Below are 24,388 nucleotides of genomic sequence, written 5' to 3'. Positions count from 1 at the left end.
GGAAACCGCCTTTTTTTTTTAGCGAGCTGCATATTCAAATTTATCAAATATTTGCCTTACTGCTTCACGTACCCTTTCTTCTCGAGTGTCCGCAATGGTCATCTCTTCACTAAGCGGATCTTTGTTAATACGGTCATTTTGTGAATCCCAGTCACCTTGTTCATTACCTAGGGGTTGCTCATTCATGCCGGCATTATCCGTAGAGATAAAATCGTCAGAGGTCAGAATGCCGGAAGCAAATCCCTGCCAGACAATAGTGCCCTCGTCTCTATCGAGGAGTTGGACGACCAATGTGCCGGCTGCTACATCATAGGTCCGTAGTTCATGACGTGCGGTGGTAGTTGGCGACATGTTTGGAGTCTCAGGTCGGCCCTTCAATTGAGTATCCTCTGTTAAAATCCTGTAACTTACAAGGAAATCGGGGTCACCGCTATTCCTGGTATACCCCAGGTCGTCCAGTTCGCTGCTAATAGCTTCCTGAATAGTCAGGTTTAATGACCGATCACTAATGTAAGTGTCAGAAGCAGTATTGTTCATGTCTGATGTCCAGGTATAACTTTCATAGCTGCCAAGATCAGCATCCGCGCTTTCATCAACAGCTACCAGTTCCTGTCCAATAGCGGGAGACATACAGATGCTTACCAGCATCGTAATAGTCAATAGAGCTTTTAAATGTTTCATGACTTTTAAAGTTAGGTGGTACATTTATTTTGACTTAACTATTGGAAATACTGTGCCATCAACCTTTGGTTAGAGTTATGGCAATAGTGATATTCATGATAGAGGAATGCCGTTCACAAAGTATGTATATAATGAAACACTTGTAATCGAACGGGCCGCCTAGAGAGAACGGGCCACACCGATCGAGAGGAATAGCCACCCACATATAAACGCCAGGCCACCCAATGGAGTGATCGCACCCAGGAAGGTCATATTGGTAAGACAAAGAATGTATAAAGATCCGCTGAAAATAACTATGCCAAGCATCATGAAGCCTGCTGCATATAAAAAGAGCTTACTATGAAATCTCATCATAAGCAATCCCAGAGCCAGCAGTGCAAGTGTGTGGTAAAAGTGATATTTCACCGCAGTTTCAAATGTGTCAAGCCTGCCGTTTTCCACTAGAAGTTCCTTAAGACCATGTGCACCGAAAGCACCAATGGCCACTGCCAGGGCTCCGAAAACACCTGCTATTATTAATGTATTTTTTGCTCCCGTCATTTCTAATAATTCTAAAAATCAAACATCAAACTTATTAGTCGGCAATTGGCAGAAGCAACAGGCAAAGTTTAAAGACCATTACGACTAACGAATAACCATTAACAATTAACGATTGCCCTAACCTCTTTCTCCAAAAATGGCACTACCCACTCTTATCAGAGTGCTGCCTTCTTCTATGGCTATTTCATAGTCGCCACTCATCCCCATAGAAAGCTCTTTTATTATAACATTTTGAGGTGTGTTTTGTCGGGAAACCTTGTCAAACAACTTTTTTAGTCCACGAAACTCCCTTCTAATCTGCTCTTTATTATCAGTAAAGGTGGCCATCCCCATAAGTCCAACTATTCTGATGTTTTTCATTTCACCGACTTCTTCAGATGAAATTAACTCCAGTAATTCCTCTTCTGAAAGTCCGAATTTAGTTTCTTCTGCTGCAATGTGCATTTGCAGCAGACAATCTATTACCCGATTATTTTTTTTTGCCTGTTTATTTACTTCATTTAATAGCTTAAGGCTATCGACAGAGTGAATAAGCGCTACAAACGGAGCAATATACTTCACCTTGTTGCGCTGTAGGTGTCCGATCATATGCCATTCAATATCTTTTGGCAACTTTTCATATTTATCGGCCAACTCCTGCACTTTATTTTCCCCGAAAATTCTGACCCCTTCATGATAAGCTTCCGCAAGTAAGGACACGGGTTTTGTTTTACTTACTGCCACGAGTTTGCAGGATTTCCCGGATATTTTATTTTTAAATTCCTTAATATTGTTTTTGATATCCATTTTATAATTTTAATATGGAGGTCAATAATTGTAGACAACAAAGTAAGAAATTTTAAATGAGAGCCTATGCCTATTTTAGGTACTTTATTAAAGAAGGGAATAAGAATAAGGGAAAGTTTAGAGCAAGAGTATTCAAACCCTTTTGATCTACAAAAGGAAGAGCTGAAGAAGCTTTTGATAACGGCAAGTCAAACATTATTCGGAAACTACTACTCATTCAATAAAATACTCAGCGGTTATAAGAATAGGGACCCAAAGGAGTTCTTCCGGCTTTATAAAGAGCTGGTGCCTATCCATAACTATAATAAGATATATAATGACTGGTGGCATCTGGCCAAAGAAGGTAAAAGGAATGTATGCTGGCCCGGGCATGTTAAATATTTTGCGCTAAGTTCAGGCACCTCAGAAGCCTCCTCTAAGTATCTTCCGATCACCAAGGATATGAAGAAGGCAATTCAGAAGACAAGCATCCGGCAGATATTAACATTATCAAAATATGATCTGCCCGCAGGATTTTTCGAAGGGGGTATTTTAATGTTGGGCGGAAGTACTCAGTTGAACAACCGGGGGAGTTATTTCGAAGGTGATCTTAGCGGAATTCAGGCAGCACAACTGCCCTTTTGGTTCCAACACTTCTATAAACCGGGAAAAAAGATTGCTAAAACACGTGATTGGGAGGAAAAGCTCAATGGTATTGCACGCAAGGCACGGGATTGGGATATAAGCATAATAGTAGGTGTGCCCGCATGGATACAGATATTAATGGAAAAAATACTTGATTATTATCAGGTCTCCAATATCCATGAAGTATGGCCCAACTTGCAGGTTTATGTTCATGGTGGTGTTTCTTTTGATCCATATCGCAAGGGTTTTCAAAAGCTACTGGGCAGAGATATCTACTATATTGAGACTTACCTGGCTTCTGAGGGTTTTATTGCTTTTCAAACCAAGCCTGACCACAGGGCCATGAGGTTGGTGTTGAATAATGGTACTTTTTATGAGTTCGTGCCATTTGACGAACGGAATTTCGATGAAAATGGAGATATCCTTCCGGATGCGGAGACCCTGATGATCGATGAAATAGAAGAGGGAAAAGAGTATGCCCTGCTGCTATCTTCCTGTGCCGGAGCCTGGCGATATATGATAGGTGATGTGGTGAAGCTCGTGTCAAAAGAGGATTCTGAGATCGTTATCACTGGCAGGACAAAGCATTTTTTGAGCTTATGTGGTGAGCATATGTCGGTGGATAATATGAATAAAGCCATTGAGCTGGTGGCAGATGATTTTAATATAGACATTCCGGAGTTTACGGTGGCCGGTATTCCGCATGGCACGTTGTTCGCCCATCACTGGTATCTTGGCACGGATGCTACTGTGGATCCAAAAGCCATTAGGGATAAACTGGACCAGCATTTGAAAGCGCTTAACGATGACTATGCGGTAGAAAGAAGCGCTGCTTTAAAAGATGTAATTGTTGACATACTACCTGTACACACTTTTTATAAGTGGATGGAATCCAAAGGAAAGGTAGGGGGGCAAAATAAATTTCCACGTGTGATCAAAAATAATCAATACGATGACTGGAAGAACTTTATCAACAAGGTAAATTGATGGCTGCAGTTAATGGCGCTCTCTTTGGACTTCTGCTGGCGGTTCTTATTGGTCCCGTATTTTTCACGTTGATTCAAACCAGCATTGAAAAGGGACTGGATAAGGCCGTATTGGTAGCAATAGGGATATTCTTCAGTGATGTGTTATATATTGGTCTGGCCTATCTGGGGATATCCCAACTCATCAATAATTCAGGTTACGATCAATGGATCGGTTATGGAGGAGGCTTGATCCTGATCTTATTTGGGGTGTTTACCTTGTTCAGGTCCAGAAAGAAAACGGGGATAGTAGAAAGGCCGGTTACCGTGAAAGGGTTTTTCAGATTTGTATTCAAAGGGTTTCTCATTAACGGTGTTAGCCCCTTTGTGCTGATATTTTGGCTTGGCGCCATGAGTCTGGCAACTGTCGAATACCGTTATCAAGGTTCAGACCTGTTTGTTTTCTTTACTGTAATATTGCTGATCGTATTTTCTACCGATGTTTTAAAAGCTTATCTGGCAGGCAAACTCCGGCAGTTGATCACACCACGGCTATTTAAAATATTGAATATTACTGTGGGGTTATTCCTCATAGCCTTTGGAGTTAGAATGTTTTCCTATGTAATGTAAAACTGCTATCAGTTGACAGTTTTGAATTCACAGCCGATTGTCTCCAGTTGGTCGTTTCGAGGTATTAGTCCTGGAGCACGTTTGAAATGAATGTGGACTTTAGTGCCAGCCATAACAGGAAGAAACATATAGCCCAGATCAGGTAATTTCTATAAAAATCACTGGTGTCCTTGTAGCGGGTTTCCTTGATCTCGGCTTTCTCATACTGATCAATGAGCTTAAAAACCCTTTCCAGTGACTGGCTGTCGGATACGCGATAAAACTCGCCCTCTCCGATCTTGGCAATTTCTCTAAGTGTAGTTTCATCCAGGGTATTGTCCACCATCCTGGGCCTGCCAAAAAAATCTTTACCAAAGGGTACTTTTCCCTCTTTGCCAATAGCGATTGTATAGATCTTGATATCGTACGCGGTGGCCAGCTTTGCGGCTGTCAGAGGATCAATATTCCCTGCAGTGTTATCTCCGTCACTCAGTAATATGAGTACCTTTGATTTTGATTCGGATTCTCTCATGCGGTTAGTGGCTACTGCCAACGCACTACCTATGGCTGTTCCGCGGTTTTCTATCATCTCAAAATTGACATCTTTAATATATGATTTGAGAAGCTCATAGTCAGTTGTTAATGGAGATAATGAGTAGGCATCTCCTGAAAAGATCACCATTCCAATTCTATCCTGGAAGCGTCCTTCAATGAATTCCTGGGCTACTCTTTTCGCTTCCTCGAGCCGATTGGGTTTAAAGTCCTCGATCATCATCGACTGAGAGATGTCAAGCACAAGCATAATATCGATACCTTCAGTCCATTGTTCTACCTTTTCGTTGGACTTCTGCGGTCTGGCCAATGCCACCACCATGAGTGCCACAGCCAGTGTTAGCAGTATGTCAGGGATAAGACGGATTATGTTCGCTGGATTAGACCGGATCTGGCTTTCTGTTAATGCTATTGGCAGCTTTTGGTTGAGACGATACTTCAGAAGCCACCGGACGATGATAAATATTGGTATCAAAAGCAAGCCGTAAAGCACGAGACGGTACTCCCAGGTGAAGTTATTGAAGGTTACAGGGTAAAACCACTCCAGGCTATACCAGGGCATGTCCAAATTTACCTGCTTATCCATGCTTCACCTCCTCCACTTTTTCTTCATACCGTTTCTGTGAATATTTTTTTAACGCTGTATAATCACCCATAAGTTCACCATTAGCTTTAGGACTATATATTGTCCTGTCCAATGCTTTCAAAGATGTTTCAATGCCTTCCGGCTGATAAAATCTGATGATCTCTTTTGTAGTAAGTTTTGTATAAGGCCTGGCTTCCAGTTGTTCATGGTATTTTTTCCATACCACCAGCAGCTTTTCAGCCTGAAGCTTCACAGACTGGTCTTTGGCCAGAGCGATGGCATCATAGGTTTCGATAAATTTTCGATGTGATTTTTCCATGCGTCTAAGGAAAAAATACCGCCTGATCTTGTTGCCAAAAAATATAAAGACCAGAACAGCAATTATCACCAGTATTATGGCCCCTATTATAAAATATGGATAGTTAAATTGAAAAGCGACCCTTTTATAGGTGGTATTTTCTTTCAGTGGCATAGCCTCAACGGCCACGGAATCAGGTATTTCTGTTACGAGTTGTTGAAGAACCACTGTATCCGATGATGCATATACAGCCGTGCTGTCTCGCCCATGAAGTACATATACCGGTAGCGAAATATGCTGAATGGAATCCACCTCAAAAGAGGTGATGTAATACACAGCGCTGTCATAGCTGTATACACTGTCCGATCGGGTGGGGAAATACCTTTTTTTGTCAAACTCAAACGGTGCATAGTTATACAGCGAATCCGGGAAGATAATATCCAGTTCCTTGGGATATTTTACAGCCAGGGAATAAGCCACAGGAACCCCAATTTTGATACTATCACTTAAGAATTGGCCACGAGGTTCTATTTGCTGACCCTGAGCATTCATTGCAACAAAAAATAAAACCAGTACCAGGCTACTTATTATTCCTTTAAACACTCTTCAAAGTTTTATTTCTTATTTTAAACAATTTCAGAAGTTTGGGCACATAATCCTCTTCTGTGTCTATGGAGACAAAATTAATTTGATGTTTTTTTGCAAATTTAATCAGTTGCTCCTCATTCTCAGCATAGTTGGCTTTTATCCTTGACCTGAAGTTGCCAAATGAGGTATTTACCCAAATGGTTTTTCTGCTCTCATTTTCAAAAACAGGCACTATACCTAGTTTGGGCAGCTTGGTTTCGCGCTTGTCAGTAATCCTGATCATGACCAGGTCATGCTTTTTAGCAAGGCCTTTTAAATTGTGATGATAGCCCTCATCAATAAAATCAGAGATAAACACCATAACACTCCTTCTCTTGATGGTATTCAGGGTGAATAATATCGCTTTGCTGAGGTCCGTTTTGTGAGAAACAGGGTTGAGGTGGATGAGGCTATTGATGATTTCATAGGCCAGTTTAGGGCCCTTTCGGGGTTTGACATACTTTTCCTTTTGATCAGAGAAGCAAATAAGTCCGACCTGACTGCCTTCCTTTACCGCTGATAGTGATAATACACCACAGACCTCTTTACCGATGTCTAGCTTTTGCCTTCCTGTACTACCAATTTCCTGGGAGCCACTGACATCCAAAATAAAAAATACGGTCTGTTCTTTCTCTTCCTTAAAGGTTTTTACAAACGTTCCATGACCCTTGGCGCTCACATTCCAATCAATAGTTCGAATGTCGTCACCATATTGATAGGAGCGTACATCATCAAATTCCAGGCCCGACCCTTTGAAGATCGAATGAAAATCTCCCTGCATCTGACTATTGATAGCCTTTCTGATCTGAATTTCGTATTTTCGTAGCTTTTTTAAGAGATCCTTCATTGGCTCAATTTTCGCTATAACGTATTAACAAATTTGTGGAATATTCCTTTCTATAAAAAATATGATTTATTTGGCAGGAATATTTGCCGTATTAATGGACAAACTACAATATTAAAAAAGTAATAGTAGATAGCTTTACCATCGTTGAAAGAGTTATAAAAAATGAGAACGAAATTATTGATATTATGTTATGTGGTGCTGCTGGCATGTGGAAATAAAGATAAAGTCCCTCAAGGCATCCTTCCAAAAGACACAATGGTCTCCTTCCTGATCGATGTGTATATTGCAGAGGGAAAGGTTCAGAATCTGCGCGTCCCCAGAGATTCGGCTATCGCTATATTTGATGTGTACGAACAAAAGCTTCTTGAGAAGCACGGTATAAACAAAGATACTTATGTGAAAAGCATGAGCTATTATTATGATCATCCTCAGAAACTGGAGTTGATCTACGAGACGGTACTTGACAGCCTCAATTTGAAGGAACAGCAGCTTAGGGAGAAGAAAGAGGAGGATGTGAAGTTAGAAGAGGACAAAAAGAAGCCGACAAAGGAGAGATAAATGCTTTACCCCACTGATATAGAGCAAAAGCTGGGTTTTGACAAGGTCAGGTCGTTGCTCAAGGAAAAGTGTCTTTCTACACTGGGAGCTAATATTGTAGATAAGATCCGTCTTAGTCATAGCCCGGACCAGATCCATAAGCTGCTGCTACAAACGGATGAATTTTCAAAGATCATCACTGCAAATGAGCCCTTTCCGTCCAATCACTTTCTGGATGTCTCTTCTGCGCTTGGAAGAGCGAAAACAGCAGGTGTTTTTCTTACAGAAGAGGAATTTTTAAACATTAATAGATCGCTGCAGACGGTTTTGGCCTGTGTGCGCTTTCTGAATAACAGGCAAGAAAGTTATCCCCAACTGCACGAGCTAACCGGAATGGCAGACTTCGATCCGGAGGTTTGTGATCATATAAGCGCCAAAATTGATGACGCAGGGTATGTTAAAGACAATGCCAGCGACCAGTTGGCTAATATCCGGCAGCAGCTTAGAGCAAAGCATGCCCAGGTGAGGAGAACCCTGGACCAGATCTATAAAAGCGCTGTAAAAGAAGGCTACGTTCCTGAAGGCGCATCCATGACTGTTAGAGATGGCCGGATGGTCATTCCTGTGATGGCGGAGTTTAAAAGAAGGATCAAAGGCTTTGTTCACGATGAATCTGCCACCGGGCAAACGGTGTACCTGGAGCCTACGGAGGTGCTTGAGGGAAATAATGAGATCAGGGAACTGGAAAACTCTGAGAAAAGAGAGGTAGTCAGAATATTGACCAGGCTTACGGATATGCTCCGGTTTAACCTTGAGGGAGTGCAAAAGGCCTATCAATTCCTGTCATTTATTGATTTCATTCGCGCTAAAGCGAGGTTGGCTATTGAGATGAAGGCAATTATGCCGGAGGTGAAAGCCCTTACCGATATGAAATGGAGGGAGGCAAGGCACCCTCTTTTATACCTGGCCTACCAGAAGCAAGGGAAAAAGGTAGTGCCATTGAGCATAGATCTTGATAAAGATCAGCGACTAGTGATTATATCAGGACCTAATGCTGGAGGTAAATCAGTTGCGTTAAAAACTGTAGGACTCATCCAATATATGCTTCAGTGTGGGCTGCTTGTGCCGCTTGGTGAGCAATCGGTGGCTGGTATTTTCAATAACATTTTTATTGATATCGGTGATGAGCAGTCTATTGAAAATGACTTGAGCACCTATAGCTCTCATCTGACCAATATGAAATTTTTCCTGAAGCACACGGACAAAAAAACGCTGTGCCTGATCGATGAATTTGGTACAGGTACTGATCCACACTATGGTGGAGCTATTGCCGAAGCCATACTTGATAAGCTGGTAGAACTGCAGGGTAATGGAGTGATTACCACCCACTACAGCAATATTAAACATTACGCTGAGAATAAGCCGGGTGTGGTAAATGGCGCTATGAAGTTCGATATGGCCCATCTGGAGCCATTATATGAGCTCGAAATAGGGAAACCCGGCAGCTCCTTTTCCTTAGAAATCGCACGTAAGATAGGCTTGTCTTTGTCTATCGTTGATTATGCGCGTGAGGTTATCGGTAGCAAAACCATAGATGTTGATAACCTGATCATGAAACTGGAAAAGCAGGAACAGGAGATCGCTATGCGCGAAAAGGCTGCCAGGGAAACCGAGCAGCAGATGAAGAACCTGAAAAATAAGTATGATCAGTTGTACGATCAGTTGGAAGGAAAGAAAAAGGAGATCATTGATGCGGCTAAAAAAGAAGCGGCTCAACTGTTATCAACAACCAACCGTGAAATAGAAAAGACCATCCGGCATATAAAAACCACCAAGGCAGAGAAAAAGGAAACCAAAAAGATGCGAGAGCGGCTGGGGCAGCTAAAAGAGAAAATATCAGCCGAGGAAGTAATCAAAGAACATCAGGAACAGAAGATAAAAGCTGTGCCCGGAGCCATTGCAGTAGGGGATAGTGTACGCATTATAGATAATGATGTAGTGGGGGAAGTGCTGGATATGCGCGGGAAAGATGTAGAGGTACAGGTCGGGGACCTAAAGACAGTGGTGAAGCTTAAGAGACTGGAAAAGGTATCCCGCAGCATTGCTCGTCAGGCCAGCAGAACTGGGAAGGTATCTTCCGGCATGGATATTAGCAAAAAGATGGCAGAATTCAGCCCTACGCTAGACGTCCGTGGCAAGCGGGCCGAGGAAGTATTGGGTATTATTGATAAATTTATTGATGATGCCATCCTGTTCAATATGCAGGAGGTCCGGATCTTACATGGAAAGGGAAATGGAATACTTAAGGATTTGATCAGGAATTATTTAAAGGACTCTAATGTCGTGAGCACCATAGCTGATGAGCATGTGGAAAGAGGGGGAGCGGGGATAAGTGTGGTGGTTTTGAAATAGGGGGAGTAAAAATGTAGTGCCCAATTTTTTATCTGTTTACAATGAATATTGCCACTCTATGCACGTGCCTGACAATATTCTACTGCTACAGCTTTCTTAAAAATGCATTGGATAAAAGAATTGGTTTGAATACTTATTTGCTAGATACTTCAAGCCAAAAGCTGAAGAAAGTCAGAGGATACGACAGGTTTATTGAGTGGAGTGAGAAAGGCGATTCCATTAGTCTAAATATCAATAACGGTCCACTCTATTATCCGGACAAGTTGTATTATTCTTCAAATTCATTAATGATTAGAGAATCGAAGAGCTTGTTTGAGTTGAGAAATGATGCATTGTGGTTTCCAAAAGGAGATACATTTCTCAAGTTTACCCAGAATTCTACTCCATGGGTATTAAAGGATTATTTTGGTTATCGTCAGTTAACAATTGCTCTAAATGGAGCGTCCTATGATACTTTTTTAACGGATACGGTGTTTCACTTTGTGATAACGGGAGAGAAGAAGATGGGGCATTATGATTTTATTACCGATCTATATTTTAGCAAGTGCAATGGCATAATTAGAATGGACTATGATGTAAACTTTTCAGGAGAGAAGCTGGTGGTCTTGGCAGATTTTTATGATACCAGCGAAAGCCGAAGGAAAATCTTAGAAAGCTTTTTAGATAACACCAGAGAGGATAAGAAATAAAAAAGGGTCTTTTAAAACTAAAAGACCCTTATATATCTTTTTGTCTTTTTACTGCTTCGTAAAAACAAAAGTCCAGTCACCTTCAACACTACTCTGACGGGTATTTGTGAAGCCGTCACCAGTATAAGAGAAACTCCAGGTAAGTTCAGTACCATCAGCAGAAATAGAATAGCTAACAGCAGTATTTGCATTATTGGGCTCCAATACAAGTTGTGTTTTTACATTAGCTCCAAATTCAAAAGGTGCTGCTTTGGGCATAGGCAATAGGTCTGGTCCACCAGTGGTAGTATAGGTCTGGTTAGACCCGTTAATGGCCAGTACGAAATCATCATAGTCTTGCCTGTCAGTTGTGCCATCATTTACAGAAGTTGCAGCCCACGTTCCTGTAAGAGCAGCCAGTTGCTCCTCTTCTTCAGAAAGTCCCCCACCATCATCTTTTTTGCAACCAACAATGGTTAATACTGCTAAAAGTACGCCTGCAGTCAATAAATAAGTAAGCTTTTTCATTAAATATATAGTTTACGATAATGTAATAGAATCCGAAATATAAAAATATTTTTATTTATTCTTAAGACATTTCGCTAAAATAAAAGATTTTAGCGTAAAAGAATACGGTTATGGTTATAAATATCTTCCCTGTTAGCTATGTAACCCCTATTTTTTATAATCATGAATATTTACCTGGGCCGTACAGAAATCCTGGTACTCATATTTTTGATTGGAAGCGATGATGACAGTGGCTGAAGTATTCAACAATTCTGTCAGCTTGTCCTGGTACCACGCAATACCCTGTTCATCCAGGTTGGATGTAGGTTCGTCCAGCAGCACCAGGTCGCTCTCTGTATAAAAGGCGAGGGCCAGCTTTAATCGCTGCTTCATGCCTGAAGAAAAATTCTTTACTATTTTATCTCGCGATTGCTGCAGATAGCAGCTTTTCATAATGTCTTCTATGCTATAGTTTTCCCTTCGTTTCCTGAATTTAAAATGGAAGTTCAGGTGCTCATAGAGAGTGAATTCCTCAATTAGCTCCATATAGGGGGTAGCTATCGAAATAAAGCTGAAAACTTCGTCTGCAGGCACTTCTATACGATCACTTTGATAAATGATCTTTCCTGACGAAGCAAGCCGGTAACCTGACAGAATTTGTAGCAAAGTTGATTTGCCACTGCCATTGGCGCCCACAAGTGCGTAACTTTTACCCGTATTAAAAGTATAGGTAAGATCCTTAAATATCCATTCTTTATTATAGCGTTTTGCAAGCTGCTGAAGGGATATCTCCATGGGGCATCCTATTAGTAAGAATAACCTTTCATCACTCCCCGGTCGGAGTTTCTTATAAAATGGATGATCTCGTCCCTTTCTTTTGAAGGGGGCAACTCCAGTTCTACCAAGTCCAGCGCTTTTGAATTGTTCAATCCCTTTAGGAATACGTACCTGTATATTTCCTGGATCTCATTGATCTTTTCAGATGAGAATCCTCTTCTTCGCAATCCGATTGAATTGATGCCGCAGTAGGTTAGCGGCTCACGGGCTGCTTTTGTGTAAGGGGGAACATCTTTTCGCACCAGGGAGCCTCCCGAGATCATCACATGAGAACCCACTTTTACAAACTGATGAACTGCACTGGAACCACCAATAATAGCAAAATCGTCAATAGTAACGTGTCCTGCAATTTGCACAGCATTTACAAGTATACAATTATTACCAATGATACAATCATGAGCTACATGCACATAGGCCATTAGCAGGCAGTTCTGACCAATAACAGTCTTATTCCTGTCATCAGTACCTCTGCTTATGGTTACGTATTCCCTGATCACAGTATTGTCACCGATAAATGTCTCCGTTTCCTCTCCTTTGTATTTCAGGTCCTGGGGAACGGATGAGATGGATGCTCCGGGGTATATTTTTACGTTTTTACCGATCCTGGCACCTTCAAATATAGTTACATTGGGGCCTATCCATGTTCCCTCTTCGATAACTACATTTTTATGTATAGTACTAAAAGGTTCAATTACAACGTTTCTGGCAATTTTTGCCTGAGGGTGTATATATGCTAATGGCTGATTCATTTGTCAAATCTGATTTTCATTGGCATGTGTTTTTATATCATGCATCTTTTCTTACTATACTCGCGGTCATCGTTCCCTCACACACAAGTGTATTTCCTACAAATGCCCTTCCCGTCATTTTGGCGATACCTCTTTTAATGGGAGCGATAAGATCACATTTGATCACCAGTGTATCTCCGGGAAGCACCATTTTTCTAAACCTGAAACTTTCAATTCCCAGGAAATAGGTCCAGTAATTTTCAGGATCGGGAACGGTGTTGAGAACCAGAATGCCGCCAATTTGAGCCATAGCTTCTACTTGTAGCACACCAGGCATTACTGGGTTGCCTGGGAAGTGCCCCATGAAAAAGTGCTCGTTCAGGGTAACATTCTTTACACCCGATACACTTTCTTCATCCAAATGAATGATCTTGTCGATCAATAGGAATGGATACCTGTGAGGCAGTATGTTTGAGATCTGGTTGATATCCAGAACCGGGGGTAAGTTCGGATTATATTTCGGTATATTCTGCTTGGCGGAACTGGCCATAGCTTTCTTAAGCTTCTTGGCAAATGCCACATTTGCAGCATGGCCCGGCCTTGCAGCCAGGATCTGTGCTTTTATTGGCTTACCTGCCAATGCAAGGTCACCCATTACATCCAGAAGCTTGTGTCTGGCCGGTTCATTACGATACCTTAGCTCGACATTATTAAGGATCCCTTCTTTCTTTACTTCTACCTTGGGTTTATTAAATAGCTTTGCCAGGCTTTCCAGTTCGTTATCCTGTACAATTCTGTCAACCACAACAATGGCATTATTTAAATCCCCCCCCTTGATCAGGTTGTTCTTATGTAGCATTTCCAGTTCATGAAGAAAGCAGAAGGTCCTGCACGATGCTATCTCTTTTTCAAACTGGCTGATGTCAGTAAGTGAAGCATGCTGGCTCCCCAATACAGGAGAATTGTAGTCGATCATTACCGTTACGCGGTAATCATCCAGGGGAAGGGCTGCTATTTCAACATCACGCGAACTGTCACGATAGAATATACTATCCTGAACCTCATAAAACTCACGAAGTGCATTCTGCTCTTCTGTGCCCGCTTCTTTCAGGATATCAACAAATTGCTTTGAACTACCGTCCATAATAGGAGGCTCGGGGCCATCCAACTGGATAAGCACATTGTCTATTTCCAATCCTACCAGTGCCGCCAGGGTGTGTTCCACTGTATTGATTCTGGCACCGCTTTGTTCTATAGTGGTACCCCTCGAAAGGTCGACCACATTGTCTACATCCGCATCAACGGTAGGTTGCCCTTCAAGATCGATCCTCTGAAATTTAATGCCATGACCAGGCTTAGCGGGAAGAAAGGTCATATTCGTTTCCACTCCGGTATGTAAGCCTACCCCCGAAAGTGTAACGGATTTTTTTATAGTATGCTGTTTGGTATTCATTATTGCTTCTCCTGAAATGTCGGCAAATTTAGTACTTTTTCTTCAAGTTGCTTTAATCTGACGCTTAAATCGGGAAGGTTTTTAAATTCTGCGTAAGCGCGGTAATATTCTTTTACATCAAAGGCAGGGCTGCCCATGAGTTTTGCATTTTCGTCTTTTATTGACTTTCCTAATCCCGCCTTGGCCCCGATAGAGGTTTTGTTCGCCAGTACAATGTGTCCTGCTATACCTACCTGTCCCGCAATCACGCAGTTATCCCCGATTTTTGTTGAGCCGCTAACACCTGTTTGGGCAGCAATCACCGTATTTTTTCCTATTTCAACATTGTGGGCGATCTGGATAAGGTTGTCAAGCTTTACGCCATTATTGATCTTAGTGGAATCACCATGAAAAGTGGCGCAGTCTATAACTGTATTGGCGCCTATGTCTACATTATCGCCAATTATGACGTTTCCCATCTGAGGGATTGTTTTATAGGTGCCATCACTTTGTGGAGCAAATCCGAAGCCATCGCTGCCAATAACTACGCCAGAGTGGATGACGCAGTGGTTGCCAACAATTGTATTGGTATAAAGTTTCACGCCTGCATTTAAAATGGTGTTGTCACCAACGGTTACGTTATCGCCAATATATACATGCGGGTATATCTTCACATTATTGCCGATCTTTACGTTGTTGCCAATGTACGAAAAGGCTCCGCGATATACATCAGCGCCAACAGTGCTGTTCTGTCCTATAAAACTGGGATCTTCTGTGCCTGATTTTTGATAGCTGAGAAACTTATGATATTCTTCAAGCAGAATAGTAAAGGAGCTGTACGGATCTTCCACCAGTATTAACGAAGCTTTGATCGGTCTTCGAGGCTCAAAATCTTTCTTGACGATAACAGCACTCGCTTCTGTGCTATAGAGGTGATTTTCATATTTAGGGTTGGAGAAAAAAGAAAGTTGGCCAGGTTTAGCATCCTGTATTTTTGCCAACATATTAATCTTGACTCCTCCATCTCCTTTCACTTCACCATTTAAAAGTGATGCTATCTGATCAACGGTAAACTCCATTAAAACTGTGCAGAAGGTTAGTTTTTAATTTTCACAAAGATACATTTTTAGGACAGCATAGGTAGTATTTTTTGACAATTTTGCTCATAGCCTTGATATTAGGTAGGTCAGCAGCTTCCGCGATATCGATCACTTTTCCCTTTTTGGTAAGGATGTTGATCTTTTGCCCGCCGGCTATATAAGCTTTATTGGTTACTTCGCCATGTGCATAGAAGTACCTGCTGTCGGTCCTTAGTACGTTGTACTGATCCGCTATTTTATTTCTTAGCAACTTGAGATCTTCCTTGCTTAAAGGATCATTCGATAGTTTGATTTTAAATAGCTGTCTGTTTAATAATCTTTTACTCAAAGTGTTGAGTATTTTGTCTTCATCGCTTTGCCAGACTTTGATGGCGCCCCAAATATCATAATCGTCCAGTATACCGAAGGTCTCCAGCAGCCCCTCGTCCTGCTGGAAGTCGTCCAGTGTTTTGTCTGTGCTTAAAAATGTTTTTAGCGCCGGGCTGGCAAATACTTCTCTACCGCCGAGTGTCAGGTCTCTGGCCCTTACGATCAAGTTGATCAACATTTTTTCAGCGCTTACGGAAGCTTTATGCAAGTACACTTGCCAGTACATGAGCCTTCGGGCATTCAGAAAGTTTTCGATGCTATAAATGCCTTTTTCTTCCACTACTATCTGATCATCAACCACATTGAGCATGCTGATAATACGCTCCAGGCCTATTGCTCCTTCAGATACACCTGTGAAAAAGCTGTCCCGTTTTAAGTAATCGAGCCTGTCCATGTCCAACTGACTGGAAACCAATTGATGGAGGAAACGTTTTTTGTATGTATTTTGAAAAATTTTCAAAGCCATTTCCAGGCGATTGCCCAGCATTTTGTTGAGGTATTTCATGAGTAAAAATGACAGGCTCTCATGCTGAATGCCCTTTAAAAGACTATATTCGAGCGCATGTGAAAAAGGGCCGTGGCCAATATCGTGGAGTAAAATAGCTGCCTGTGCTGCTTCGTACTCACTATCGGTGATCTCTATGTCTTTGCTACGCAGGCTGTCGAGTGCACGTGTCATCAGGTGCATAGCACCAATAGCATGATGAAATCGGGTATGTAGAGCGCCTGGGTATACAAAATCAGTAAGGCCCAACTGCTTGATCCGCCTGAGCCGCTGGAAAACCGGATGCTCGATAATATCGAACACCAGGTCGTTTTTGATGTTAATAAATCCATAGACCGGATCGTTGAAAATTTTCTTTCTGTTCAATCTACCTACCTTTGATGAGGTTTTAAAAAGGGACTTAATTTAAAATACTTTTCCAAACGACTCAAAAATAAGAATTATGTTAGTCGGAAACCGAAAATTAATCGTTTATATAGAGAATAAAATATATAAGTATCGTTTAGGAATAGTTGGAATTTAATAACTGTTAACTGAACATTAAATAAAAAGCAATGCTACCTCGATATGCAGAGATATAATATACTATGGGCTGATGATGAAATTGATCTGTTAAAGCCGCACATCATGTTTTTGGAAAATAAGGGTTATGACATCACCCCGGTAAACAGCGGTACAGATGCCATTGAAAAATGTGAGCAGGATCATTTTGATGTAGTTTTTTTAGATGAGAACATGCCCGGAATGTCAGGTCTTGAAGCGCTGACGCATATTAAGTCGATACGACCCGGCCTACCTGTGGTAATGATCACCAAAAATGAAGAAGAAATGATCATGGAGGAAGCCATAGGAGCGAAAATAGCGGATTACCTCATCAAGCCTCTCAATCCTAGCCAGATACTGCTTTCTGTAAAAAAAATATTGGAAAATAAGCGGCTGATCACGGAGAAGACCAACCTCTCCTACCAGCAGGAGTTCAGGAATATAAGCATGGCATTTCAGGATGACCTGGACCACCAGGAGTGGGCTGAGATATACAAGAAGCTGGTTTTTTGGGAGTTGGAGATTGATGAAACAGAAAATAAGAGCATGGCCGAAGTGCTCTACATGCAGAAGGATGAGGCTAACAGCCAGTTCACAAAATTTATAGATGAGAATTATGAGTCATGGCTCAACGACCCCGATGCAGATAAGCCCCTTTTGTCGCACCAGGTAATGAAAAAGAAGGTCTTTCCAAAAATTGAACAGGGAAAGCCGTTGTTCTTTCTTGTGATCGACAACCTGAGGTATGACCAATGGAAAGTGATCGAACCTGCCATATTGGAACTCTTTAATGTGGAAGAGGAAGAGACATATTATTCTATACTACCTACCACTACTGCTTATTCCAGAAATGCGATCTTTTCAGGCATGTTGCCTTTGGAAATGTCTCAGAAGTACAGAGAACTATGGGTAGGGGAAGACGAAGAGGAAGGCAAGAATAATTATGAGCAGGATTTTCTCGAGCGCCAGGTGAGAAGGAATAACTTGAATATAAAAACCAGTTACCATAAGATCAAACAGATCAGTGAAGGTAAGCAACTGGTAGATAGCGTTCGCAATTTAATGAACAATGACCTGAATGTGATTGTCTATAACTTTGTAGATATGCTGTCGCATGCACGTACAGATATGGCTATGATCAGAGAACTGGCACCTGATGAGTCTGCTTACCGGTCTATTACCCGGTCATGGATCGAGCATTCGCCTCTTCTTGAGGCTTTGAGGCTGATAGCTGAAGATGGCGCACGACTGATCATAACTACCGACCATGGTACGATACGTGTAAAAAGACCTTTTAAGATTGTTGGTGATAGAAATACAAACACCAATTTAAGGTATAAGCAGGGTAAAAATCTGGGCTATGACCATTCAGATAAAATTATGGAGGCTATGAAACCCGAGCGTTTGCACCTGCCCAAAGTGAATGTTTCTTCTACATATGTGTTTGCTACGGAAGATCAATTTTTTGCTTATCCTAATAACTATAATTACTATGTGAATTACTATAGAGATACGTTCCAGCATGGAGGTGTCTCTATGGAAGAAATGATTATTCCAATAATTTCACTAAATTCGAAATATGGTAGATAGTTCTTTGCCGCAACTGGTGCTGAAGTGTGAGGGTTTGGAGCAGTTAAGCGCAGTGGCCAGACGTATTATTGAATTTGCCGGGAATAGCAAGGTCTGGATATTTGAGGGAGAGATGGGCGCGGGGAAAACCTCGTTGATCAAGGCTATATGTAAAGAATTTAAGATAGAAGATACGGTGAACAGTCCTACATTTTCTATTGTGAATGAATATAGAAATGTTGAAGATGAAGTCTTCTATCATTTTGATTTTTATAGGATAGATGATGAAGCAGAAGCCATGAATATTGGCGCTGAAGAATATTTCTATTCAGGAAATTATTGCTTTGTGGAGTGGCCCTCAAAGGTGACGGGGTTGCTTCCGGATGAAATAGTAAAAATTGACATAAGCATTACAGGCCCGCAATCACGGGTGTTAGATATCGCCAGATATGACTAAGAAAGAACGATCAGGGTTTGCACAGTTAGCGAAAGAGTCCAGCCTTTATCCCCAGGAAAAATTGATGCCGGTAAAAAAGAGTAAGCATTCTTTTTTTATCGGAATGCCCAATGAGATATCACTACAGGAGAGAAGGATTACCCTTACACCTGATTCCGTGGCGCTTTTGGTGAATAACGGGCACGAAATATGGGTAGAAACCAAGGCAGGTGAGGGATCCAAGTTTTCAGATAAGGAATATAGCGAGGCTGGTGCCAAGATCGTATACTCTTCAGAAGAGGTATATAAGGCAAACGCTATTTTAAAGATCGAACCGCCAACACTGGAAGAAATCGAACTGATGCAGCCCCGGCAAACACTAATATCGGCCATCCAGATGGGAAGTCAGTCACCGGACTACATCAAGGCGCTGAACAGAAAGAATGTAACTGCACTGGCCTTTGAGTTTATAGAAGATAAAGTAGGTGGGATGCCTATTATCCGCGCCATGAGCGAAATAGCGGGTAATACGGTAATGGCGATAGCTGCGGAATACCTGAGCAGCTCGAATGGAGGGAAGGGAATTATTGTTGGCGGAATCACCGGAGTGCCTCCTACAAAGGTGGTCATTATAGGAGCCGGTACGGTGGCAGAATATGCTGCCCGTGCCGCCATCGGCCTGGGTGCCGAGGTGCAGGTGTTCGATAATCATATTTACAAGCTACGCAGGATCAAGCATACTTTAGGTCAGCAGATTTATACTTCCACTATAGACACGGTGACACTAACAGAGTCGTTAAAACATGCTGACGTGGTAATTGGAGCGCTAAGAGCGGAAAAAGGAAGGAGCAGGTATGTGATCACCGAAGAAATGGTAGCCGATATGAAACCCGAATCAGTCATTATTGATCTTTCTATCGACCAGGGGGGATGTGTAGAAACTTCGGAGCTCACCACACACAAGCAGCCGATATTCAGAAAGTATGATGTCATACACTACTGTGTCCCCAATATCGCCTCACGGGTAGCACATACAGCAACAACAGCATTGAGCAATATCTTTACACCTACAATCCTGAGAGCTGCCGAGGAAGGTGGCATTGAGGACATGATCTTTGCCCATAAATGGTTCATGAATGGCGTATACACCTACAAAGGCAGCCTTACCAATGAGCATGTAGCCAGGAAGTTTGGTATGAAGCATAAAGACCTGAGGTTGTTGATGGCTGCGAGGTTTTGAGGCACGGATTGAAAACGGATTAATTGGAATACTCAGATTAAAGTGAGATGATGACGATTAGCCGGTGGAGCTGAAACTCTTGTGCGAGACTGTTGAGAATAAGCATTTTATTTCTTTATTTTAAAATAATAAAGTTAAATTTATATTTTTTCCTACATTAGGAGCGAAAAAATCTGTGCAATCAGGAAATCCGTTCTAAATCCGCGTTCCATTTGGGTGAGTTGAAATATAAAGACATAACAGAAAAAATAATCGGTGCTTCTTTCGAGGTGCATAAGTTTCTGGGTAATGGTTTTCAGGAAGTGATCTATCAACGAGCGCTGGCTTATGAACTGGGTATGGTGGGATTAGATTATGCCCGGGAGATCTCGCAACACATCTATTACAAAGAGCTTACAAAACCCATTGGAACAAGAAGAGCTGATTTTGTTGTGGAAGGGTGTGTGCTTGTTGAACTAAAAGCGGTCATTGAATTGCAGGATGTGCACATGGCTCAGGCACTGAATTATTTAAAAGCTTATAGGCTAAACGTTGGCTTGCTTATCAACTTTGGAAGCAAAAGCTTAACTTTCAAGAGGTTGGTGCGTGGGTAGCTGTTACTTGTCAGTATCGCGGATTATATGGATTAAAGGATTGCACTGATTTCGTGAATTGTGCTTTTGAGGCTATGGGGCGTCAAAAAACTACGGGTGTATTCTAATTCTTTTTGTAGTTCTTGGCTCCTCCAGTAAAAAAATAATAACAATGGCAATTGAACAATACTGATCCTTTTTTTGCAAAATGGCAAAAAGTGGGCACAAATAATCCGTGTTATCCTTCGATCCGTATAAATCCGCGCCTTTTTTTCTTTTCAAGATTAATATTTTTTTAAAAGGATGAAGAATTCCTTACCCCTTACCCTTATCCCTGGTAGCATTAATTACTTGTCAGGATCATGGATTAGGCGGATTGAAGATTGCACTGATTTGACAAAGACCGCAAGAGAGTCTATCTGCTTTTGAGGCTATAGGGCTCCTTCAGTAAAAAAAATAATAACAATGGCAATGGAACAATACTGATCCTTTTTTTTGCGAAAATGGCAAAAGTGAGCACAAATAATCCGTGTAATCCTTCAATCCGTATAAACCCGCGTCACAGCTTCGCCAGACTCTCCTCCAGCACCTTCAACTTAGCCTCCGCATCAGCCTTTTTCAATGGAACAATACTGATTCTTTTTGCGAAAATGACAAAAAGTGGGCACAAATAATCTGTGTAATCCTTCAATCCGTATAAATCCGTGTTACAGCTTCGCCAGACTCTCCTCCAGCACCTTCAACTTAGCTTCTGCATCTGCTTTCTTTTTCTTTTCCATCTCCACTACCTGCGCAGGAGCACTGTTAACAAATCTTTCGTTGCTTAGCTTCTTATCTACTGATACAAGAAAGCCACGGGTATATTCCAGCTCTTTCTGTAGTTCCTCTCTTTCTTTTTCAAGATCGATACTGCCCTCCAGTGGAATAAAGAACTCATCACCTTTGATCACAAAGCTGGCCGCGTTATCCTCTTTTTGCTCTGTAGCTTCTACTGTGGTGAGGTTAGCAAGCTTGATGATTACAGGAGTAAAGGTGCTGAACTGTTCGAAGTGCTCTGAACGTACTTTTAACGTTAAAGGCTCTTTTGGAGATATCTGCTTGGCATTTCTGATGTTTCTGATGTTTGTTACAATCTCAAAAGCCTGCGCTCCCGCTGCTAGTATCTGCTCGTCAGGCTTACCGGCTTTTGGCCATGATGCCACGATAATGCAATCTTTGCTGTCCCGTGCTTTCAGCTCATGCCAAAGCTCTTCCGTGATAAATGGCATGAAGGGATGTAACATCTTCATAAGCTTCTCAAAGAAGTTAATGGTGCTCTCCAGCGTTTTCGGATCAATGGGCTTCTGGTATTCAGGCTTCACCATCTCCAGGTACCATGAACAGAAGTCATCCCAGATCAACTTGTAAATTGACATCAGGGCGTCCGAGATCCTGAACTTGGAGAAGTGATCTTCCACTTCTGCCAGTGTCTGATCAAAGCGGGCGCTAAACCAGGCAATGGCTGCTTCATTTTGCGCTCCATCCAGATTTTCGTCTACCATCCAGCCTTTTACAAGCCGGAAGGCATTCCAGATCTTATTGGTAAAATTTCTGCCTTGTTCGCATAGTTTCACATCAAAAAGCAGGTCATTGCCAGCGGGCGAACTGAAGAGCATACCTGTGCGAACACCATCCGCGCCATATTCTCTGATCAGGTCCAGTGGGTCAGGCGAGTTGCCCAGTGATTTGGACATCTTCCTTCCCTGCTTGTCACGTACTATACCTGTCAGGTACACATTTTTGAAGGGCTTCTCACCCCTATATTCATACCCGGCAATGATCATACGAGCTACCCAGAAAAACAAGATCTCGGGAGCAGTCACCAGGTCATTGGTGGGGTAGTAGTAGTTAATGTCTTTATTGTTAGGGTCTTTAAATCCATCAAAAACAGAAATAGGCCACAGCCAGGAGGAGAACCAGGTGTCGAGCACATCTTCGTCCTGTGCCAACTGATCAATAGTAATATTCGCATCTTTCTCTTTGGCTTTTTCGAGAGCTTTTTCCTTGGTTTCAGCCACTACAAAATTGCCATTGGGCAGATAATATGCCGGTATCTGATGTCCCCACCATAGCTGTCTTGAAATACACCAGTCGCGGACATTTTCCATCCAGTGGCTATAGGTGTTTTTAAACTTAGGAGGAATGAGCTGTATCTCATCATTCATTACATTTTTCAATGCCGGTTTGGTGATATCTTCCATCTTCAGGAACCACTGCATCGAAAGCTTAGGCTCAATAACAGCATCGGTTCTCTCGGAGAAGCCAACACTATTGACATACTCTTCCACCTTTGCCAATTGCCCTGTATTTTCGAGCTCTTTGGCTATTTTCTTTCTAACCACAAAACGATCTTCACCAATAAAGATCTGTGCCTTTTCATTAAGCGTGCCATCATCATTAAGAATGTCAATTGACTCTAGTTTGTGCTTTCTTCCCAACTCGTAGTCGTTCAGGTCGTGAGCAGGCGTCACCTTCAAACACCCCGTACCAAACTCCATAGTCACATAATCATCTTCTATGATCGGTACAGGCCTGTTGATCAGTGGTACCAGGGCTTTTTTGCCTTTCAGGTGCTGATAGCGCTCATCATTTGGATTAATACAGATGGCGGTATCGCCCAGGATAGTTTCCGGCCGTGTAGTGGCGATAGTCACATGAGTATCTTCTCCTTCGATCTTATAGTTGATGTAATACAGTTTTGACTGTACCTCTTTATAAATTACCTCGTCATCCGAAAGCGCGGTCTTCCCCTGTGGATCCCAGTTTACCATCCTGACCCCCCGGTAGATCAGCCCCTTGTTGTATAGGTCTACGAAAACTTCAATTACAGCATCCGACAGCGATTCCTCCATTGTGAAGCGTGTTCTGTCCCAGTCGCACGAAGCGCCAAGCTTCTTCAATTGCTCCAGGATAATGCCTCCGTATTTCTCCTTCCACTCCCAGGCATACTTCAGAAATTCTTCCCGGGTAATGTCGCTTTTGTTGATCCCTTTTTCTTTCAACATGGCCACCACCTTTGCCTCGGTAGCAATGGAAGCATGGTCTGTACCGGGTACCCAGCAAGCCTCTTTGCCTTCCATACGCGCCTTTCTGATCAGTACGTCCTGAATAGTATTATTCAGCATATGGCCCATGTGAAGTACTCCCGTGACGTTGGGCGGAGGTATTACAATAGTGTAAGGCTCCTTATCAGGATTGGGCTCCGAATGGAAAAACTTATTATCCATCCAGTGTTTATACCACTTATCTTCTATTGCAGACGGATCGTACTTTGTTGAAAGAGACATAAATATTTATTGCTTGTTAATTGAAGACCGCAAAATTATGAAAATGCTTGAAAAGTAGCCTTGGGTTTGGTGTGGTTTTCTTTCAACTCGCTGAGAAAGGAGAAGACACAGGGGTAGAAGAGGTTTTCTCCGTGTTTTCTGGACCTTGTGGTGGGTCATATTCTAAATTGCCACGCCTTAAAAGGACGTGGCAATTTAGAATATGACCTGTTTTAACTTTTTGAGAAACCATATCTGCGCACAAACTCCTGATGTTCTTGTTCGAAATCCTTTTTTTGATGATGTATTTCCTGGTTTTTAATATATTCTCTGACTCTGTTAACCTGCGACTCACTAACAGATACTGCATAATATTCATCCTGCCAGCCGAATCTTGATTCCGTTAACTTTTTCTGATTAATCCAAAATGAAGATTCACCTTTGATCAATTGCATAATTTCGGATATGGATTGTTGAACCGAACACCTACGGTGGAGGGCACAACGGATTACA

Annotated in this window: 23 protein-coding genes; 9 read left to right on the top strand and 14 right to left on the bottom strand. The window is 42.0% G+C overall.

Annotation, left to right across the window (positions count from 1 at the left end):
* Positions 1–18: 18 nt before the first annotated feature.
* The 3 genes from C900_RS09500 to C900_RS09490 form a co-directional block, all read right to left on the bottom strand.
* The gene (locus C900_RS09500) at positions 19–681 is read right to left on the bottom strand and encodes a DUF4136 domain-containing protein (RefSeq protein WP_085950827.1); all 663 of its coding nucleotides are present in this window, start codon (positions 679–681) and stop codon (positions 19–21) included.
* Between the two features lie 159 nt (positions 682–840).
* On the bottom strand, positions 841–1,221 hold the full coding sequence (locus C900_RS09495; RefSeq protein WP_009579585.1) for a DUF423 domain-containing protein: 381 nt from the start codon (positions 1,219–1,221) through the stop codon (positions 841–843).
* 117 nt (positions 1,222–1,338) lie between these two features.
* Positions 1,339–2,007 (bottom strand): YggS family pyridoxal phosphate-dependent enzyme, encoded by a 669-nt coding sequence (locus C900_RS09490; RefSeq protein WP_009579583.1) that lies wholly within the window; start codon positions 2,005–2,007, stop codon positions 1,339–1,341.
* 66 nt (positions 2,008–2,073) lie between these two features.
* On the opposite strand from C900_RS09490, the gene C900_RS09485 reads away from it, so the two are divergent.
* Together C900_RS09485 and C900_RS09480 are read left to right on the top strand one after the other, a co-directional pair.
* On the top strand, positions 2,074–3,618 hold the full coding sequence (locus C900_RS09485; protein WP_009579582.1) for a GH3 family acyl-acid amido synthetase: 1,545 nt from the start codon (positions 2,074–2,076) through the stop codon (positions 3,616–3,618).
* Positions 3,618–4,226 carry a LysE family translocator gene (locus tag C900_RS09480; protein ID WP_009579581.1) on the top strand — a complete coding sequence of 203 codons (609 nt, stop codon included), beginning with the start codon at positions 3,618–3,620 and terminating at the stop codon, positions 4,224–4,226. Before C900_RS09485 ends, C900_RS09480 begins: the two co-directional genes overlap by 1 nt.
* Positions 4,227–4,290: 64 nt before the next feature.
* On the opposite strand, the gene C900_RS09475 is transcribed toward C900_RS09480, so the two are convergent.
* The 3 genes from C900_RS09475 to C900_RS09465 are packed head-to-tail and all read right to left on the bottom strand — an operon-like array spanning position 4,291 to position 7,115.
* Positions 4,291–5,343, bottom strand: coding sequence for a vWA domain-containing protein (locus C900_RS09475; protein ID WP_157493968.1), 1,053 nt, complete (start codon positions 5,341–5,343; stop codon positions 4,291–4,293).
* Positions 5,336–6,244 carry a hypothetical protein gene (locus C900_RS09470; RefSeq protein ID WP_009579579.1) on the bottom strand — a complete coding sequence of 303 codons (909 nt, stop codon included), beginning with the start codon at positions 6,242–6,244 and terminating at the stop codon, positions 5,336–5,338. The genes C900_RS09475 and C900_RS09470 overlap by 8 nt, the downstream gene beginning before the upstream one ends.
* The gene (locus tag C900_RS09465) at positions 6,237–7,115 is read right to left on the bottom strand and encodes a DUF58 domain-containing protein (RefSeq protein ID WP_009579578.1); all 879 of its coding nucleotides are present in this window, start codon (positions 7,113–7,115) and stop codon (positions 6,237–6,239) included. Before C900_RS09465 ends, C900_RS09470 begins: the two co-directional genes overlap by 8 nt.
* Before the next feature lie 162 nt (positions 7,116–7,277).
* Here C900_RS09465 and C900_RS09460 point away from each other — a divergent pair, with 162 nt between their 5' ends.
* Genes C900_RS09460 through C900_RS09450 form a run of 3 tightly spaced genes read left to right on the top strand, consistent with a single transcriptional unit; the run spans position 7,278 to position 10,753 of the window.
* Complete coding sequence (locus tag C900_RS09460) at positions 7,278–7,673, top strand: DUF4296 domain-containing protein (protein WP_040496327.1); 396 nt, start codon at positions 7,278–7,280, stop codon at positions 7,671–7,673.
* Positions 7,674–10,064 carry an endonuclease MutS2 gene (locus C900_RS09455; RefSeq protein ID WP_009579576.1) on the top strand — a complete coding sequence of 797 codons (2,391 nt, stop codon included), beginning with the start codon at positions 7,674–7,676 and terminating at the stop codon, positions 10,062–10,064.
* Positions 10,065–10,105: 41 nt separating this feature from the next.
* Entirely contained in the window at positions 10,106–10,753 is a 648-nt protein-coding gene (locus C900_RS09450) for a hypothetical protein (RefSeq protein WP_009579575.1), read from the top strand.
* Between the two features lie 48 nt (positions 10,754–10,801).
* On the opposite strand, the gene C900_RS09445 is transcribed toward C900_RS09450, so the two are convergent.
* The 6 genes from C900_RS09445 to C900_RS09420 all read right to left on the bottom strand — a co-directional run bounded on the left by C900_RS09445 (position 10,802) and on the right by C900_RS09420 (position 16,576).
* Positions 10,802–11,260, bottom strand: a complete 459-nt coding sequence (locus C900_RS09445) for a hypothetical protein (RefSeq protein WP_009579574.1) — start codon at positions 11,258–11,260, stop codon at positions 10,802–10,804.
* A 147-nt stretch (positions 11,261–11,407) separates the two neighbouring features.
* Positions 11,408–12,034, bottom strand: a complete 627-nt coding sequence (locus C900_RS09440) for an ABC transporter ATP-binding protein (RefSeq protein WP_009579573.1) — start codon at positions 12,032–12,034, stop codon at positions 11,408–11,410.
* A gap of 11 nt (positions 12,035–12,045) precedes the next feature.
* Positions 12,046–12,825, bottom strand: coding sequence for an acyl-ACP--UDP-N-acetylglucosamine O-acyltransferase (gene lpxA, locus C900_RS09435; RefSeq protein ID WP_009579572.1), 780 nt, complete (start codon positions 12,823–12,825; stop codon positions 12,046–12,048).
* 37 nt (positions 12,826–12,862) lie between these two features.
* Complete coding sequence (locus tag C900_RS09430; RefSeq protein ID WP_009579571.1) at positions 12,863–14,257, bottom strand: bifunctional UDP-3-O-[3-hydroxymyristoyl] N-acetylglucosamine deacetylase/3-hydroxyacyl-ACP dehydratase; 1,395 nt, start codon at positions 14,255–14,257, stop codon at positions 12,863–12,865.
* Positions 14,257–15,315 (bottom strand): UDP-3-O-(3-hydroxymyristoyl)glucosamine N-acyltransferase, encoded by a 1,059-nt coding sequence (gene lpxD / locus C900_RS09425; RefSeq protein WP_009579570.1) that lies wholly within the window; start codon positions 15,313–15,315, stop codon positions 14,257–14,259. The genes C900_RS09430 and lpxD overlap by 1 nt, the downstream gene beginning before the upstream one ends.
* A gap of 31 nt (positions 15,316–15,346) precedes the next feature.
* On the bottom strand, positions 15,347–16,576 hold the full coding sequence (locus C900_RS09420; RefSeq protein WP_009579569.1) for an HD domain-containing protein: 1,230 nt from the start codon (positions 16,574–16,576) through the stop codon (positions 15,347–15,349).
* 201 nt (positions 16,577–16,777) lie between these two features.
* Between C900_RS09420 and porX the strand changes: the two genes are divergently transcribed.
* The 4 genes from porX (at position 16,778) to C900_RS09400 (ending at position 20,591) form a co-directional block, all read left to right on the top strand.
* A complete protein-coding gene (porX, locus tag C900_RS09415; protein ID WP_009579568.1) occupies positions 16,778–18,343 on the top strand; it encodes a T9SS response regulator signal transducer PorX in 1,566 nt (521 codons plus the stop codon).
* A complete protein-coding gene (tsaE, locus tag C900_RS09410; protein WP_009579567.1) occupies positions 18,333–18,779 on the top strand; it encodes a tRNA (adenosine(37)-N6)-threonylcarbamoyltransferase complex ATPase subunit type 1 TsaE in 447 nt (148 codons plus the stop codon). Before porX ends, tsaE begins: the two co-directional genes overlap by 11 nt.
* The gene (locus C900_RS09405) at positions 18,772–19,998 is read left to right on the top strand and encodes an alanine dehydrogenase (RefSeq protein WP_009579566.1); all 1,227 of its coding nucleotides are present in this window, start codon (positions 18,772–18,774) and stop codon (positions 19,996–19,998) included. Before tsaE ends, C900_RS09405 begins: the two co-directional genes overlap by 8 nt.
* A gap of 212 nt (positions 19,999–20,210) precedes the next feature.
* Positions 20,211–20,591 carry a GxxExxY protein gene (locus tag C900_RS09400; protein WP_009579565.1) on the top strand — a complete coding sequence of 127 codons (381 nt, stop codon included), beginning with the start codon at positions 20,211–20,213 and terminating at the stop codon, positions 20,589–20,591.
* A gap of 686 nt (positions 20,592–21,277) precedes the next feature.
* On the opposite strand, the gene C900_RS09395 is transcribed toward C900_RS09400, so the two are convergent.
* Together C900_RS09395 and C900_RS09390 are read right to left on the bottom strand one after the other, a co-directional pair.
* Positions 21,278–23,896: a valine--tRNA ligase gene (locus tag C900_RS09395; protein ID WP_040496326.1), complete on the bottom strand. Its 2,619-nt coding sequence runs from the start codon at positions 23,894–23,896 to the stop codon at positions 21,278–21,280.
* A 212-nt stretch (positions 23,897–24,108) separates the two neighbouring features.
* A partial coding sequence (locus tag C900_RS09390; RefSeq protein ID WP_221408118.1) for a transposase occupies positions 24,109–24,388 on the bottom strand: 280 nt, incomplete at its 5' end.

Origin of the sequence: Fulvivirga imtechensis AK7 (assembly GCF_000331535.1) — a bacterium.
GTDB classification, from domain to species: Bacteria; Bacteroidota; Bacteroidia; order Cytophagales; family Cyclobacteriaceae; genus Fulvivirga; species Fulvivirga imtechensis.
The sequence above is the reverse complement of the archived record's forward strand: the minus strand, read 5'-3'. Positions and strand labels throughout refer to the sequence as shown.

Bases quoted from the DNA above. Each gene is read 5' to 3' on its own strand.
- C900_RS09485 (WP_009579582.1), top strand. From the start codon at position 2,074: ATGCCTATTTTAGGTACTTTATTAAAGAAGGGAATAAGAATAAGGGAA.
- C900_RS09440 (WP_009579573.1), bottom strand. From the start codon at position 12,034: ATGGAGATATCCCTTCAGCAGCTTGCAAAACGCTATAATAAAGAATGG.
- C900_RS09490 (WP_009579583.1), bottom strand. From the start codon at position 2,007: ATGGATATCAAAAACAATATTAAGGAATTTAAAAATAAAATATCCGGG.
- C900_RS09450 (WP_009579575.1), top strand. From the start codon at position 10,106: ATGAATATTGCCACTCTATGCACGTGCCTGACAATATTCTACTGCTAC.
- C900_RS09460 (WP_040496327.1), top strand. From the start codon at position 7,278: ATGAGAACGAAATTATTGATATTATGTTATGTGGTGCTGCTGGCATGT.
- C900_RS09455 (WP_009579576.1), top strand. From the start codon at position 7,674: ATGCTTTACCCCACTGATATAGAGCAAAAGCTGGGTTTTGACAAGGTC.
- C900_RS09395 (WP_040496326.1), bottom strand. From the start codon at position 23,896: ATGTCTCTTTCAACAAAGTACGATCCGTCTGCAATAGAAGATAAGTGG.
- C900_RS09405 (WP_009579566.1), top strand. From the start codon at position 18,772: ATGACTAAGAAAGAACGATCAGGGTTTGCACAGTTAGCGAAAGAGTCC.
- lpxD (WP_009579570.1), bottom strand. From the start codon at position 15,315: ATGGAGTTTACCGTTGATCAGATAGCATCACTTTTAAATGGTGAAGTG.
- C900_RS09465 (WP_009579578.1), bottom strand. From the start codon at position 7,115: ATGAAGGATCTCTTAAAAAAGCTACGAAAATACGAAATTCAGATCAGA.
- C900_RS09500 (WP_085950827.1), bottom strand. From the start codon at position 681: ATGAAACATTTAAAAGCTCTATTGACTATTACGATGCTGGTAAGCATC.
- porX (WP_009579568.1), top strand. From the start codon at position 16,778: ATGCAGAGATATAATATACTATGGGCTGATGATGAAATTGATCTGTTA.
- tsaE (WP_009579567.1), top strand. From the start codon at position 18,333: ATGGTAGATAGTTCTTTGCCGCAACTGGTGCTGAAGTGTGAGGGTTTG.
- C900_RS09495 (WP_009579585.1), bottom strand. From the start codon at position 1,221: ATGACGGGAGCAAAAAATACATTAATAATAGCAGGTGTTTTCGGAGCC.
- C900_RS09480 (WP_009579581.1), top strand. From the start codon at position 3,618: ATGGCTGCAGTTAATGGCGCTCTCTTTGGACTTCTGCTGGCGGTTCTT.
- C900_RS09445 (WP_009579574.1), bottom strand. From the start codon at position 11,260: ATGAAAAAGCTTACTTATTTATTGACTGCAGGCGTACTTTTAGCAGTA.
- C900_RS09475 (WP_157493968.1), bottom strand. From the start codon at position 5,343: ATGGATAAGCAGGTAAATTTGGACATGCCCTGGTATAGCCTGGAGTGG.
- C900_RS09430 (WP_009579571.1), bottom strand. From the start codon at position 14,257: ATGAATACCAAACAGCATACTATAAAAAAATCCGTTACACTTTCGGGG.
- lpxA (WP_009579572.1), bottom strand. From the start codon at position 12,825: ATGAATCAGCCATTAGCATATATACACCCTCAGGCAAAAATTGCCAGA.